Genomic DNA, 14910 nt, shown 5'->3' with positions numbered 1-14910 from the left:
CGAGCCCCCCTGGTCGTCTGCGTGCTGGTCATGTTAGGGCCCCCGCCGGCTCGGCGCTGGCGCCGCCTACCCTGATCCCTGACCCACCGATCAGCCGATCACCCGCGCCCCCGCACACCGGCAGGCGCCGTTCCCGGGAGGGACCCTTGACCGACCGCCGCGACAGCGACCGCGTCCGCGATCTGCACACCTTCATCGCCGGACTGCCCAAGGCCGAACTGCACGTGCACCACGTCGGCTCCGCCTCTCCCCGGATCGTCTCGGAACTCGCCGCCCGCCACCCGGACTCCAAGGTGCCGACCGACCCCGAAGCGCTGGCCGACTACTTCACGTTCACGGACTTCGCGCACTTCATCGAGGTGTACCTGTCCGTCGTCGACCTGATCCGCACCCCCGAGGACGTGCGGCTGCTGACGTACGAGGTGGCCCGCGACATGGCCCGGCAGAGCGTGCGCTACGCCGAGCTCACCATCACCCCGTACTCGTCGACCCGCCGCGGCATCGACGAGCGGGCCTTCATGGACGCCATCGAGGACGCCCGCAAGGCGGCCGAGGCCGAGCTCGGTGTCGTACTGCGGTGGTGCTTCGACATCCCGGGCGAGGCGGGGCTCGTGTCGGCCGAGGAGACCGCACGGCTCGCCACCACCGACGGGCTGCGCCCGGAGGGCCTGGTGTCGTTCGGGCTCGGCGGGCCGGAGATCGGCGTGCCGCGGCCCCAGTTCAAGCCGTACTTCGACCGGGCGATCGCCGCGGGTCTGCACTCCGTGCCGCACGCGGGCGAGACCACGGGCCCGGGGACGATATGGGACGCCCTGACCGACCTGCGCGCCGAGCGCATCGGGCACGGCACGAGCGCCACGAAGGACCCGAAGCTGCTCGCCCATCTCGCCGAGCGGCGCATTCCGCTGGAGGTGTGCCCGACCTCCAACATCGCCACGCGGGCCGTACTCACCCTGGACGAGCACCCGATCAAGGAGATGGTGTCGGCCGGGGTCCTGGTCACGATCAACTCCGACGACCCGCCGATGTTCGGCACGGACCTCAACAACGAGTACGCGGTCGCGGCCCGCCTCCTCGGACTCGACGAGCAGGGGCTCGCCGCCCTCGCGAAGAACGCCGTGGAGGCGTCCTTCCTCGACGCCCCCGGCAAGGCCCGTATCTCCGGCGAGATCGACGCCTACACGGCGGAGTGGCTCGCGGGATGAGCCGTCCCCGTAACGGCCTCGGCGACGACGGCAGCACCCTCGCGGGTGCCGCCACCGTCGCGGCGGCCAGGCACGCCGACAATGGGCCCATGCGCGCCGTGACAGCCGTGGCCCACCGGGGAGATCCGTACCGCTTCCGTGAGAACACCCTCCCGTCGCTGCGCTCCGGGCTCGCCCGGGGCGCGGACGCCGTCGAGTTCGACGTCCGCCTGACGCGCGACGGCGTCCCGGTGCTGCTGCACGACAGGACGCTGAAGCGGCTGTGGGGGCACGACCGCCCGGTGTCGGGGCTGTCGGCAGCCGAGGTGCGGGAGATCACCGGCAACGGCGTACCCACCCTGGTGGAGGCGCTCGCGGTGCTGACCGCTCCCACCAGCGGCGAAAGCGGCAACGGCAGCCAGGGCCGGATCATGATCGATCTGCCGGACGCCACCCCGGAGGCGGTACGCACGGTCGTGGGCGTCGTCCGCGACTGCGGGGCCGCCGACCGGGCGTACTACTGCGCGGGCGCGACGGCGATGCTCGCCGTCCGCGCGGCCGACCCGGGCGCCGAGATCGCCCTGACCTGGACGACGCTGGCGCCGCCGCGCCCAGCGCTGCTCGACGTGATCCGGCCGCGGTGGCTCAACTACCGCTTCGGACTGATCAGCCGGGAGCTGGCCACCAGGGTGCACCGCGACGGGTACCTGCTGTCCGTCTGGACCCCGGACACCCGCCGCTCCATGCTCCGGCTCCTCGATCTGGGGGTCGACTCGATCACGACGAACCGCATCGACGCGTTGTGCGCGGTACGCCGGGGCAGTTGAGGCAGCGGGATCGGTCGCCCTACACGAGCGACCGCTGAGGAACCGTCGCCGGATCGTCCGGAGTCGCGCGCGTGACGTACTGCGGCACCGGAGCAGTGTCCTTGCCGTTGTCGCGTACGAGGCCGTAGCGGATCGCCCCCTGGTCGGGCCCGGTCATGATGTCCTCGGTCACGTCGTCCCAGCTCGACGGGAAGACGATCACGCCGTAATCGGCGCCGCGTTCGTTCTGGGTGAGTGTGACGGTGCCGTCGAGGTAGAAGTACTCGTTCTGCCACATCTGCTGGGTGCCGGGCGGCAGTACGGCATAGCCGATGCTCGGGCCGCCCATGCCGGTGGCGTAGCCGTCGGGGCTGCCGGCGAGTGGGTCGTCCATCCGTCGGCCCCCGCCAGACGCCACGTGGAAGAGCTTGCCCCTCAGGCCGGTCCAGGACGGCATGACCACCTGTCCCGGCCGGTACTTCGGCGAGATCTGCCAGCGTACGAGGACATAGCCCTGGCCCTTGAGCTTCACGCTCTCTCCGCGGTGCTGCATCACGGCCTTCGGGCCCCAGCTGCTGGTGATCCCGGACTCGGGCCGGTGCGGGAGGGCCGCGGGCCGAGCGTCCGGGTCCGGGGCCCGGTCGACGGCGTCGACGACCGTGCCATAGAGGTCGACCTGCTTCGTCGGAGGCGGTGAGGGCGAGGGCGATCTGGATGGCGTGGGTGACGGGGCGCGCGACGGGGGACGGGCCGTGCTCGCCGCCGTGGGCACGACGACCTGCGGCGGCGGGTCGTCCGGCTGCTCCTGGACCACAACGAAGGCGCCGCCCACGGCGAGCGTCGCCCCGGCCGTCACCGCCACCGCGGGCTTGGTGAGCACGCCGAGCACCTTGGCCGACCAGGCCACGGGGACGGCGGCCGCGGCGGCGGTCTTGCCGCCGAGTGCGAGGGAGAACGCGAACCCGGCGGGCACCGGCACCAGGGCGAGCCCGACCAGCAGCCGTTCGGCGGGCACAAGTCCCTCGCTCGGGCCTCCGCACCGCCCGCAGCCCCTGATATGCCTGGCGAAACGTTTACGCCAGACGGAGTCGGTGCGCCCGTCCCAGCGCACGGTCAGCTTCCGCAAGTCCGTGCACGGCGACTCCAGGGCGCGCACTATCCCGCGCGCCGCTTCCAGCCGTCCCTTCATGCGCTGGACGCGTACAGCGGCGTGCTGCCTGCTGATACCGACGGCCGCCGCGAGTTCGCGCCTGGTCAGCTCGCCCGCGACCTCCAGCCACCACAGCGAAAGGAGCTGCCGGTCGTCGTCGTCAAGCCAGCGCACCGCCTCCGCGACCTCGCGGCGCTGCCCCTCCAACTGGAGCCGCAACACGGTGAGCTCGGCGAAGTCGGCGGCGGAGTCGGCGCCTTCGGCCAGCTCTCGCGTGCCCGAGTTGCGGCGTGCCCGCTCGCGCACCTGGCGCATGGCGATGGCGACCAGCCAGGAGCGGAAACTGTCCGGGTCGCGCAGCGAACCGAGGCCGTGGACGGCGCGCAGCATGGTCTCCTGCACGACGTCGTCCACATCAGCGTGACCGTTGAGCGCCCGGCCGACGATGTTGTAGACCAGCGGCAGCCACCCGGCGACGAGCTCGTCCAGCGCCTGCCGGTCACCTGCCTGCGCGGCCGTGATCGTGCCGCGCCACTGCCGCCCGTCCACGTACGCCCCCTCCAGCATGCCGTTCACCGTGCGTGCCGAGGCTACTTGGCGTACATGAGCGTCCCGAAGCCGAGTGTCGTGCGATGCCTGGTGTGCTGTGCCATTCCTCATTGCTCCCGTGCGGGTTGTCGCTCCGTATGGTCAGGACCGCGGCGGACCGCTCGTACGCCGCGGTCCTGACCCCGCGCAGGAGACGGGCGCGCGGGACGCGCGATAACACTTTTTCGGCTCCGCATTTCCGTCTCCGCTTCGGCCCCTCTCGCCTTCTGCCGTTCGTCCCCCTAGGGACCTGCCCCGACCAACACACCTCACCTCAAGGGGAGTTCACCCATGAGGAAGACAGGGAAAGGCCCCTCCCCGGCGACGATCCCCACCGCTCCGAAGATCCCGAGGATGAGACCCGTCCACTCGCCCCTGCAGCCCGCACATCGCGGGCAGCCGACATCGGGAGTCGTCCATGAAGCCACTCAGCCGCCGCACGAGCGGGGGAGCCCCCGTCGCCCCCGTCGCCCTCGCCGCCGTCTCCGCGGTCCTCGCGATGGGCCTGGCGGCCGGCCCGCTGGCGGCGCCCGCGCTCGCCGCCTCCCCCACCGCCCCCGCCGCGGCCGCCGCACCCTCCCAGGTCGAACACCCCAGCGCCGACGCGTTGCGTGCGGCCCTCGCCGGCCTTCCCGATGCCGACGCGACCGCCGCGCTGATCCGCGTCGGGGGTACGGACGGCACCTGGCGGGGCAGCGCAGGGGTGGCCGACGTACGGACCGGCCGCAAGGCCCTGGAGAACGGCCGCTTCCGGGCCGGATCCACCACGAAGGTGGTCACGGCGGCCGTGGTGCTGCAGCTCGCCGCCGAGGGCCGGATCGACCTGGACGCGCCCGTCCAGCGATACCTTCCGGGCCTGCTGACCGCGGACTTCAAGCCCATCTCCGTACGGCAGTTGCTCAACTTCACCAGCGGCCTGCAGCCGGGTGCGTCACTGGGCGAGTCCGTCGAGGAGGGATATCCGCACCGCTTCGAGACGCTGACGCCCGAGGAGGTGGTGGCCTCAGCCGTCGCCAAGGGCCCGGCGGCCGATCCGGGAAGCACGCAGGAATACGGGAACATCCACTACACGGTGCTCGGCATGCTCATCGAGAAGGTCACGGGCGACACGTACGAGCACCAGGCGGCCATCCGGATCTTCCGGCCGCTCGGTATGCGGCACACGTCCTTCCCCGCCGGTCCCGACCCCCGTATCCACGGGCCGCACAACCTCGGCTACGAGGAGATGGACGGAAAGCTGGTGGACGTCACCGAGTGGAACATGTCGGACCGCTGGGCGGCGGGCGACATGATCTCCACGACCGCGGATCTGGAGCGGTTCCTCGTCGCCCTGTTCCGCGGACAGGTGGTGCCGCAGCCGCAGTTGGAGGAGATGTTCACCGTTCCGGACGTGCCCGGGGCGACCATGGGCGCTGCACTGGAGCGGTTCGTGATCGACGGCCGGGAGGTATGGGGCAAGAGCGGGGCCCGCCCCGGCTACAACACCGGCATCGCCGCGACCCGCGACCTCTCCACGACGCTGGTCTACTCGGTGAACGGCACCCACGCCAAGGAGGCGGGCCTGGCGATCGCCAAACGCTTCGCGTTCCCCGTGTTCACGCGGTGACGGCCGCGGCGGCTGGAGGCGCCTCGGTGAGCGCCTCCAGCCGCTTGATCTTCTGCCGTACGACGTAGAGCGGGATCACTCCGAAGACCCCGAACGACATGTCGATGACGGTCCACCAGAAGGGGATCCCGCGGATCGGCCCGCAGATCAGCGCGAGCGGGATGATCCCGGCGCAGGCGATCATGCCGAACTCGATGACCCAGATGTTACGGACCGGGTCCCGGTAGGGACCGTAGAAGGCGACCGCGATGACGAGATGTGCGAAGGCCAGCCAGTCCGTGCCGTACAGCACGAACGGGTACTTCTCGTCCGTGGCGTCGAGGCCTTCGCGGACACGCTCGATCCAGTCCATCAGGGCGGGAAGGTGCTCGGGCACGGACAGGGACCTCAACAGCTCCTCGGTCCACCGCAGTTCGTGCACCAGCGGGAAGGCCGTCGCCCCGCTCAGGACGAGGCACACGACGAACGCGATCAGCCACACACGTATCCCCCGCAAGAGGGCTCTTCGCTCGCTCATGTCCGCAGCGTACGCCCGGCTTTACCGCTCCTTTACGCAGGGTCGGGCCCAGCGTCCGGCGCCTGGCGCACCGCGGCCCCGGACGGGTCGATTCCCGTCCGGGGCCGCACTGTTGCCACGGAAACGTCAGCCGTCCAGCGACGTCATCACGTGCTTGATCCGCGTGTAGTCCTCGAACCCGTACGCCGACAGGTCCTTGCCGTAGCCGGACTGCTTGAAGCCGCCGTGCGGCATCTCGGCGACCAGCGGGATGTGCGTGTTGATCCAGACGCAGCCGAAGTCCAGGGCCTTGGACATGCGCATCGCGCGCGCGTGGTCCTTCGTCCAGACCGAGGACGCGAGGGCGTACTCGACGTCGTTCGCGTACTCGACGGCCTGGGACTCCTCCGTGAAGGACTGGACGGTGATGACCGGGCCGAAGACCTCCTTCTGGACGATCTCGTCGTCCTGCTTCAGACCCGAGACAACGGTCGGAGCGTAGAAGTAGCCCTTGTCGCCGACGCGGTGGCCGCCCGCCTCGACCTTGGCGTGCGCGGGGAGCCGGTCGATGAAGCCGGAGACCTGCGCGAGCTGGTTGGGGTTGTTCAGGGGGCCGAAGAGCACGTCCTCGTCGTCCGGCTGGCCGGTCTTCGTCTCGGAGGCCGCCTTGGCCAGCGCGGCCACGAACTCGTCGTGGATCGACTCGTGGACGAGGACGCGGGTCGCGGCCGTACAGTCCTGGCCGGCGTTGAAGAAGCCCGCGACCGAGATGTCCTCGACGGCCTTGGCGATGTCGGTGTCCGCGAAGACCACGACCGGCGCCTTGCCGCCCAGCTCCAGGTGGACGCGCTTGACGTCCTTGGAGGCGGACTCGGCGACCTGGATGCCCGCCCGCACGGAACCGGTGATGGAGGCCATCGCCGGCACCGGGTGCTCGACCATCGCGCGGCCGGTCTCACGGTCGCCGCAGATGACGTTGAAGACGCCCTTGGGCACGACCGAGCCGATGATCTCGGCGATCAGGACCGTGGACGCCGGGGTGGTGTCCGACGGCTTCAGGACGACCGTGTTGCCCGCGGCGAGCGCCGGGGCGAACTTCCACACGGCCATCATCATCGGGTAGTTCCACGGCGCGACCTGCGCGCAGACGCCGACCGGCTCACGGCGGATGATCGACGTCATGCCCTCCATGTACTCGCCGGCCGAGCGGCCCTCGAGCATCCGGGCCGCGCCCGCGAAGAAGCGGATCTGGTCGACCATGGGCGGGATCTCTTCGGTGCGGGTGAGGCCGACCGGCTTGCCGGTGTTCTCGACCTCGGCGGCGATGAGCTCCTCGGCCCGCTCCTCGAACGCGTCCGCGATCTTGAGAAGGGCCTTCTGGCGCTCGGCCGGCGTGGTGTCGCGCCAGGCCGGGAACGCTGCCGCGGCCGCGGCCATGGCGGCGTCGACGTCCGCTTGCCCCGACAGCGGCGCCGTGGCGTACGCCTCGCCCGTCGCGGGATTGACCACCTCGGTGGTCCGTCCGTCGGCCGCGTCCCTGAACTCTCCGTCGATGTAGTTGCGCAGACGACGCAGTTCGGTGGTCACTGCCGGGCCCTCCTGTCAGATGTCCAATGGGTGAGACACCCACCCTAGTCCGTTCTTCGACGTTTTCAACATACCCGGCCCGGGTCAAGTACGGATTCCGTTAGTCACGGGCTCGTAAACAACGGATTTCATTGGTTCGGCCTTGCGGAAGTGACGAGTCCTCGTGCACAGTGAGCTCGTGGCCAGTCGTAGTGCAGACCCCAGTGACCCCAGGACCGCCAAGGAGCTCAGGACCGCCAAGGACTCCGTGAGCTCGAGGAACTCCGGCGGCTCCAGGGACTCCCGGAGCGGAAACGGATCTCCTCAGCTCGACGCCGTCTCCCTCGCCATCATCGAGCAGCTCCAGGAGGACGGCCGCCGGCCGTACGCCGCCATCGGCAAGGCCGTCGGTCTCTCGGAGGCCGCCGTCCGCCAGCGGGTGCAGAAGCTACTCGACCAGGGTGTGATGCAGATCGTCGCCGTGACGGATCCGCTCACCGTGGGCTTCCGCCGGCAGGCAATGGTCGGGATCAACGTCGAGGGCGACCTCGACCCGGTGGCGGACGCACTGACGGCCATGTCGGAAGTCGAGTACGTGGTGATGACGGCGGGCTCGTTCGACCTCCTCGTGGAGATCGTCTGCGAGGACGACGACCACCTCCTGGACGTCATCAACAAACGCATCCGGGCCCTTCCCGGAGTGCGCTCCACCGAGAGCTTCGTCTACCTCAAGCTCAAGAAGCAGACCTATATGTGGGGAACCCGATAGCCGTGAGCAAGGACCTCAGCAAAGCCGCGTACGACCACCTGTGGATGCACTTCACCCGCATGTCCTCGTACGAGAACGCGCCCGTGCCGACCATCGTGCGGGGCGAGGGAACCTACATCTACGACGACAAGGGCAAGCGCTACCTCGACGGCCTGGCCGGCCTGTTCGTGGTCCAGGCGGGCCACGGCCGCACCGAGCTCGCCGAGACCGCCTTCAAGCAGGCGCAGGAGCTGGCCTTCTTCCCCGTCTGGTCGTACGCCCACCCCAAGGCGATCGAGCTCGCCGAGCGCCTCGCGGGCCACGCACCCGGTGACCTCAACAAGGTCTTCTTCACCACCGGCGGCGGCGAGGCGGTCGAGACCGCCTGGAAGCTCGCCAAGCAGTACTTCAAGCTCCAGGGCAAGCCGACCAAGTACAAGGTCATCTCGCGGGCCGTCGCCTACCACGGCACCCCGCAGGGCGCCCTGTCCATCACCGGCCTGCCCGGTCTGAAGGCCCCCTTCGAGCCGCTCGTCCCGGGCGCGCACAAGGTGCCGAACACCAACATCTACCGCGCCCCGATCTTCGGCGACGACCCCGAGGCCTTCGGCCGCTGGGCCGCCGACCAGATCGAGCAGCAGATCCTCTTCGAGGGCCCGGAGACGGTCGCCGCGGTCTTCCTGGAGCCCGTGCAGAACGCCGGCGGCTGCTTCCCGCCGCCGCCCGGCTACTTCCAGCGCGTACGCGAGATCTGCGACCAGTACGACGTGCTGCTCGTGTCGGACGAGGTCATCTGCGCCTTCGGCCGGCTCGGCACGATGTTCGCGTGCGACAAGTTCGGCTACGTCCCGGACATGATCACCTGCGCCAAGGGCATGACGTCCGGCTACTCCCCCATCGGCGCGTGCATCGTCTCCGACCGCCTCGCCGAGCCGTTCTACAAGGGCGACAACACGTTCCTGCACGGCTACACGTTCGGCGGCCATCCGGTCTCCGCCGCCGTGGCACTCACCAACCTCGACATCTTCGAGCGCGAGAACCTCAACCAGCACGTCCTGGACAACGAGGACGCCTTCCGGACGACCCTCGAGAAGCTGCACGACCTGCCGATCGTCGGCGACGTCCGCGGCAACGGCTTCTTCTACGGCATCGAGCTCGTCAAGGACAAGGCCACCAAGGAGACGTTCACGGACGAGGAGTCGGAGCGCATCCTCTACGGCTTCGTGTCCAAGAAGCTCTACGAGTACGGCCTGTACTGCCGCGCCGACGACCGCGGTGACCCGGTCATCCAGCTGTCGCCGCCGCTCACCGCGGACCAGTCGACGTTCGACGAGATCGAGTCGATCGTCCGCCGGGTCCTCACGGAGGCATGGACGAAGATCTGATCCTGGTCCATCCGCGTACGGCTCACGGCCCGGGTGCCCCTTTTCGAGTGAGAAGGGCGCACCCGGGCCGTGTGCTTCCCAGGACCCCAGGCTCCGAATCCCTACGGTGCAGTAACCGATCGGTCCCGCCTTCGTTCCCCCGTGCGGGGGACGCGACAACCGACCTGAACCGAGGTGTTCGCCATGGTGGCCCCGCCGGACAACGACGTGATCTTGGCACGCTCCCTGCACTTCTCCCACAACGGTTCCCCCGCGCTGGCCGGTGTCTCGGTCGGCGTCCGCGAGCGCGAGATCCTCGCCGTCGTAGGGCCCCGCGGCAGCGGAAAGACGACGCTGCTGCGGTGTCTGTCCGGCCAGTCGCTGCCCGAGCAGGGCGAGGTGTGGTTCAACGGCGCGCCCGTGCACACCATGAGCCCGGTCGTACGGGAGCAGCTGCGGCGCGAACGCTTCGGCTGGATCGACCCCGTCCCCCATCTCGTACCGGAGCTGAAGGCCTGGGAGAACGCGGCGCTGCCTCTGATGCTGCGCGGCATCTCGCGCCGTATCTCCCGGGCCGCCGCCCTGGAATGGCTGGAGCGCCTGGACATCGACACGTGCGCCCCGAAACGGCCGCACTCCCTCCTGCAGGCCGAACGGCAGCGCGTCGCGATCGCCCGCGCCCTGATCACCACGCCGACCGTGCTCTTCGCCGACGAGCCCACCGCGCCGCTGCACCGCGCCGACCGCGCCCAGGTCCTGCACACGCTGACGGCCGCCGCCCGTTCGCACGGCATCACGGTCGTCCTGGCCACCCATGACCCGGGGATCGCCGCCGCCGCGGACCGCACGGTGTCGCTGCTCGACGGACGGCGCGTGAACACGGTCAACCTGCCCACTGACGCCGACGCGGAAGGCTCTGCCGCGTGCTCGCTCTCCGTCTAGCCCGCGGCGCCCAACCGCTCGTCCAGCTCCGCAGACTGCTGGTCTCCGTCGCCTCCGCCGGCACCGCTTTCCTGCTGCTGTGCGCGCTGGGGTACGCGATGGGGCATCCGGACGCGCCCGCGGAGTCAGCCGCCCGCCTCGCCTGGTGCCTGGTGCCGCTCGCCGCGACCGTGTACCTTGCCGTCTCCGTGGCCCGCTGCGACCCGGGCACCCGCCCGCGCACCGGGCTCTCGGCGATCGGGCTCGGCCCGGTCCGGCTGATGGTGCTGGCCGTGACGTCCACCGCGCTGGCCTGCACCCTCGGATCACTGCTGGCCCTGCTGTTCTTCCTGCACCTGCGCGGCGATCTGACGGGCCTGCCGTTCGACGGTGCCGCGGCCGGACTCCTCGCCGCCGGGCAGCCCTTGCCGGTGCCCGCGCTGGTCACCCTGCTCGCCCTGGTCCCGCTCACCGCATCGACCGCGGCCGTCTTCGTGCTGCGCCCGGCTGCCCACAAGGCCGCGGAGACACCCGAACCGGCCAAGCCCCGTACGCCGGTGCCCTCGCCGGCCGGGCTGCCCTGGGGGATGGCCCTCCTCGCCATCGGCCTCGCATCGGAGACGTACGCCGGGCGGGGCACCGGTGCGGCCGCTCTGCCGGGGGCCGGAGTCGCTGTCGGCGGCAGTTCCGCAGGAGTGCTCGCCGGCTGGTGCCTCACCGCACTCGGCCTGGCGCTCGCCGGGCCCGGCCTGACCCATCTGTGCGGCCGGATGCTGCAGGCTGCGCGTCCCGGCGCGCTGCGGATGCTCGCGGGTCGGGTGCTGCAGACGGAGGCTCAGCGCATCGGACGGCCGCTCGGCCTGCTGTGCGCGGTGGCCTCGGGGATGTACGCCGCGGGCCGGCTGTACGGCGGGGACCATCTGGAACTCGGCCCGCTCACCCTGCTGGGAACGGTGGTGGTCGCGGGCTGCGCCATCGCTGCGCTGCTGACGGCCGCGGCCGAGTCCCGGCAGTTCCACGCGGACACGACGGCGGCGCTGGTGCAGATGGGTGCGCCCGCCAAGATGCTGCGCGGGGCGGCCGCACTGCGAGCGGCGACGCTGTTCATCGTGTTCGGGCCGCTGACCTTGGTGGTTGCGGAGCTGGCGGCGGTGCCGCTGGTCTCCTGAGCGCGGCCGCTGGATTTTTTTGAACAAGAGAGGCCCGGCACCGATGAGTTCTGTGCCGGGCCTCGGTCTATCCCTCCGTACAGCACCTCACACAACGGGAGAGACCTCCATGTACCAGCAGATGATCTTCGTGAACCTGCCTGTGAACGACGTCGACGCCTCGAAGAAGTTCTTCACGGAGCTCGGCTACACGATCAACCCGCAGTTCACCACGGACGACTGCGCCTGCGTCGTCATCAGCGACACGATCATCGCGATGCTCCTGAGCAGGAAGCGCTACCAGGACTTCACGAAGAAGGAGATCGCCGACTCGACGAAGACGAGTGAGGTGCTGCTGTGTCTGAGCGCCGAGAGCCGCGAGAAGGTCGACGAACTGGTCGACAACGCGCTGGCGGCCGGCGGCACGGTGTCGGGCGAGACGCAGGACTACGGCACCATGTACGGCCGGGCGTTCGACGACCTCGACGGTCACACGTGGGAGGTCATGTGGATGGACCCGTCGCAGGTCCAGGGCTGAGGGCCAGGATCACGGCAGCAGCACGATCTCCTGCACGTCGAACGCGACGCCGACCTCGGCTCCGGGCTCTGGCGCGTCGCGCAGCGCGCACGCCGCCTCCAGCCGCGGCGCGTCCCGCGGCTGCAGATGTACGGCGACATGGGTGCCGCGGAAGGTGCGTGCGGTCACCGTGCACACGAGCCCTTCGCGCGCGGGCACCAGCCGGACCCCCGCGGGGCGTACGAGCAGTCTGCAGTCGCCCTGCGGGGTCCCCTCGGGCACCGGCACCTTGCCCCACGAGGTGTCCGCGGACCCGGTACCGACCGTCGCCTCCACCACGTTGTCGAAGCCGAGGAAGCGCGCGACGAACTCGTCCACCGGGTGCTGCCACACCTCAAGGGGCGTGCCCGACTGGGCGATCCGCCCGTCGCGCATCACCACGACCCGGTCGGCGAGCGCGAAGGCCTCGCCCTGGTCGTGGGTGACGGCCAGCACGGTCGTGCCCAGCTCCGTGAAGAGCTCCCGCAGTTCGACGACGAGGCGTTCGCGCAGCGAGCGGTCGAGCTGGCCGAGCGGCTCGTCCAGCATCAGCAGTCGGGGGCGCGGCGCCAGCGCGCGGGCCAGCGCGACGCGCTGCTGCTCGCCTCCGGACAACGCGGCGACGGTGCGCCGGGCAGCCCCGGGAAGGCCCACCAGCTCCAGCAACTCCTTGACGCGTATGTCCTGTTCGGCCCGCGAAGCCCCGTGCATCCGGGGCCCGAAGGCGACATTGCCGCTGACGTCCCGCTGGGGGAACAGCTGGTGGTCCTGGAACATCAGTCCCACGCCCCGCCGGTGTGCGGCCACCCCCGACTGGTCGCGGCCGTCCAGGAACACCCGGCCCGAGTGCAGCTCCTGCAGCCCCGCGACCACCCGCAGGAGCGTCGACTTGCCGCTGCCGCTCGGCCCGAGCACGCACACGATCTCGTGCTCGGCGACGTCGAGGGCGACGGAGTCGAGCGCGGCGCGGGCGCCGAACCGCACGGTCGCCCCCTCCAGCCGCAGTAGGGCCTGAGCGGCGCCGGACACGGCAGTGGTGTCAGTGGTTTTGGACACCGGCGGCATCAGAACTCCCCCGTGGAATCAGTCCGGACACGTTCGAGGAGCAGCAGCGACACCGCGCACACCACCATCAGGATCGTCGAAAGGGCCATCGCCTGGCCGTAGTTGAGCTCACCCGCGCGCCCCAGGAGCCGGGCCACGGCGACCGGCAGCGTCGGGTTGTCGGGCCGCGCGATGAAGACCGTCGCGCCGAACTCGCCCAGGGACACGGCGAACGCGAAGCCGGCCGCGACGAGCAGCGCCCGCCGCACCATCGGCAGATCGACCTCGCGCCACACCCGCCAGGGCGAGGCCCCGAGCACGGCCGCCGCCTCCCGCAGCCGTTCGTCCACGGCCCGCAGCACGGGCAGCATGGTGCGTACGACGAAGGGGACGCCGACCAGCGCCTGGGCGAGCGGCACCAGGATCCAGGTGGCGCGCAGATCCAGCGGCGGCTCGTCCAGCGCGATGAGGAAGCCGAAGCCGACGGTGACGGCGGAGACGCCGAGCGGCAGCATCAGCAACGCGTCGAAGCCCCGTACGAAACGGCCCGCGCGCCGGGTGAGGGCGGCCGCGGCCAGACCGCCGATCAGCACGGCGATGGCGGTCGCCGCCAGCGCGTACTGCAGCGAGTTCCCGACCGCGTCGATCGGCGGCACAAGGAAGGCACCGCCGTCCGCCGAGGTCAGGGCCCGGAAGTACGTGAAGCCGTAGCCGCCGGGGCCCTTGAACGACCGCTGGACCAGCACTCCGAGTGGCAGCAGGATCAGCACGGCGATGGTGAGGAAAACCCCTCCGAGGAGTGCCCACTGTCCGGCGCCGCGCGGCCTGCGCGCGGTGCCCGCCGCGTCCACCAGCCGCAGAGCGGTCTCCCTGCGCCGCACCGTCCAGGCGTGGATCGCGAGGATCGCGCCCACAGCGGCGAACTGCACGAGCGTCAGTACCGCTGCCGTGGAGAGGTCGAAGATCTGCGACGTCTGCCGGTAGATCTCCACCTCCAGCGTCGAGTAGGCCGGGCCGCCCAGGATCTGGACGATGCCGAAGGAGGTGAAGGTGAAGAGGAAGACCATCAGCGCGGCCGCGGCGACGGCGGGCGCGAGCGCGGGCAGCGTCACCTTCCGCCAAGCCGCGAACCGCGAGGCGCCGAGGACCCGCGCGGCCTCCTCCTGGCGCGGATCCAGTTGGCTCCACAGCCCGCCAACGGTGCGGACGACCACCGCGTAGTTGAAGAACACGTGCGCGAGGAGAATCGCCCAGACCGTCGTGTCCAGGCGTACCCCCCACATCTCGTCGAGCAGCCCGCCTCGCCCCAGCAGCGCCAGGAACGCCGTGCCGGCCACGACGGTGGGCAGCACGAACGGCACCGTGACGACCGCCCGCAGCACCTGCTTGCCGGGGAAGTCGAACCGCGCGAAGACATACGCCGCCGGAAGGGCGATCAGCAGCGTGAGCGCGGTCGACGCGAGGGCCTGCCAGGTGGTGAACCACAGCACGTGCCGGATGTCCGGCTGCCCCACGACCTCCGCGATCCGGCCGAACTGCCAGGCCCCGTCGACCTTGAGGCCGCGCGCCACGATCGCCGCCACCGGGTAGGCGAAGAAGGCCGCGAAGAACACGACGGGCAGGGCCATGAGGCCGAGCCGGGCGAGGCTGCCGCGGGCCGGGCGGAAACCGCCGGCCCGGGCCTGCTCCGGGCCTGGGCCCTCGCGCAGCCCGCCCGGCCCGGCCTTGGGCGG

Annotated in this window: 13 protein-coding genes; 8 read left to right on the top strand and 5 right to left on the bottom strand. The window is 70.8% G+C overall.

The features are described from left to right. Positions 1 to 146 precede the first annotated feature (146 nt). Together ABT009_RS17435 and ABT009_RS17430 are read left to right on the top strand one after the other, a co-directional pair. Positions 147 to 1205 (top strand): adenosine deaminase, encoded by a 1059-nt coding sequence (locus ABT009_RS17435; protein ID WP_351294763.1) that lies wholly within the window; start codon positions 147 to 149, stop codon positions 1203 to 1205. Positions 1206 to 1294: 89 nt separating this feature from the next. Next, entirely contained in the window at positions 1295 to 2011 is a 717-nt protein-coding gene (locus ABT009_RS17430; RefSeq protein WP_351295049.1) for a glycerophosphodiester phosphodiesterase, read from the top strand. 19 nt (positions 2012 to 2030) lie between these two features. On the opposite strand, the gene ABT009_RS17425 is transcribed toward ABT009_RS17430, so the two are convergent. Then, on the bottom strand, positions 2031 to 3707 hold the full coding sequence (locus ABT009_RS17425; RefSeq protein WP_351294760.1) for a sigma-70 family RNA polymerase sigma factor: 1677 nt from the start codon (positions 3705 to 3707) through the stop codon (positions 2031 to 2033). A gap of 439 nt (positions 3708 to 4146) precedes the next feature. On the opposite strand from ABT009_RS17425, the gene ABT009_RS17420 reads away from it, so the two are divergent. After that, complete coding sequence (locus ABT009_RS17420; protein WP_351294757.1) at positions 4147 to 5334, top strand: serine hydrolase domain-containing protein; 1188 nt, start codon at positions 4147 to 4149, stop codon at positions 5332 to 5334. Here the strand turns inward: ABT009_RS17420 and ABT009_RS17415 are convergent. Continuing rightward, positions 5324 to 5851 (bottom strand): hypothetical protein, encoded by a 528-nt coding sequence (locus tag ABT009_RS17415; protein ID WP_351294754.1) that lies wholly within the window; start codon positions 5849 to 5851, stop codon positions 5324 to 5326. The genes ABT009_RS17420 and ABT009_RS17415 overlap by 11 nt on opposite strands. Before the next feature lie 126 nt (positions 5852 to 5977). Continuing rightward, positions 5978 to 7417, bottom strand: a complete 1440-nt coding sequence (locus ABT009_RS17410; protein WP_351294751.1) for a gamma-aminobutyraldehyde dehydrogenase — start codon at positions 7415 to 7417, stop codon at positions 5978 to 5980. Positions 7418 to 7580: 163 nt separating this feature from the next. On the opposite strand from ABT009_RS17410, the gene ABT009_RS17405 reads away from it, so the two are divergent. The 5 genes from ABT009_RS17405 (at position 7581) to ABT009_RS17385 (ending at position 12115) form a co-directional block, all read left to right on the top strand. Next, positions 7581 to 8165 (top strand): Lrp/AsnC family transcriptional regulator, encoded by a 585-nt coding sequence (locus ABT009_RS17405; RefSeq protein ID WP_502989893.1) that lies wholly within the window; start codon positions 7581 to 7583, stop codon positions 8163 to 8165. Next, positions 8150 to 9529 carry an aspartate aminotransferase family protein gene (locus tag ABT009_RS17400; RefSeq protein WP_351294748.1) on the top strand — a complete coding sequence of 460 codons (1380 nt, stop codon included), beginning with the start codon at positions 8150 to 8152 and terminating at the stop codon, positions 9527 to 9529. The genes ABT009_RS17405 and ABT009_RS17400 overlap by 16 nt, the downstream gene beginning before the upstream one ends. Before the next feature lie 183 nt (positions 9530 to 9712). Next, the gene (locus ABT009_RS17395; RefSeq protein ID WP_351294745.1) at positions 9713 to 10450 is read left to right on the top strand and encodes an ABC transporter ATP-binding protein; all 738 of its coding nucleotides are present in this window, start codon (positions 9713 to 9715) and stop codon (positions 10448 to 10450) included. Continuing rightward, complete coding sequence (locus tag ABT009_RS17390; RefSeq protein ID WP_351294743.1) at positions 10432 to 11598, top strand: hypothetical protein; 1167 nt, start codon at positions 10432 to 10434, stop codon at positions 11596 to 11598. The genes ABT009_RS17395 and ABT009_RS17390 overlap by 19 nt, the downstream gene beginning before the upstream one ends. Positions 11599 to 11707: 109 nt before the next feature. Then, complete coding sequence (locus ABT009_RS17385) at positions 11708 to 12115, top strand: VOC family protein (protein ID WP_351294740.1); 408 nt, start codon at positions 11708 to 11710, stop codon at positions 12113 to 12115. A 9-nt stretch (positions 12116 to 12124) separates the two neighbouring features. On the opposite strand, the gene ABT009_RS17380 is transcribed toward ABT009_RS17385, so the two are convergent. Further along, positions 12125 to 13162 carry an ABC transporter ATP-binding protein gene (locus ABT009_RS17380; protein ID WP_351295044.1) on the bottom strand — a complete coding sequence of 346 codons (1038 nt, stop codon included), beginning with the start codon at positions 13160 to 13162 and terminating at the stop codon, positions 12125 to 12127. A gap of 35 nt (positions 13163 to 13197) precedes the next feature. Then, positions 13198 to 14805: an ABC transporter permease gene (locus tag ABT009_RS17375; protein ID WP_351295041.1), complete on the bottom strand. Its 1608-nt coding sequence runs from the start codon at positions 14803 to 14805 to the stop codon at positions 13198 to 13200. Positions 14806 to 14910 lie beyond the last annotated feature (105 nt).

The organism is Streptomyces sp. NPDC002896 (assembly GCF_040295225.1).
In the GTDB taxonomy this organism is placed as follows: Bacteria; Actinomycetota; Actinomycetes; order Streptomycetales; family Streptomycetaceae; genus Streptomyces.
The sequence above is the reverse complement of the archived record's forward strand: the minus strand, read 5'-3'. Positions and strand labels throughout refer to the sequence as shown.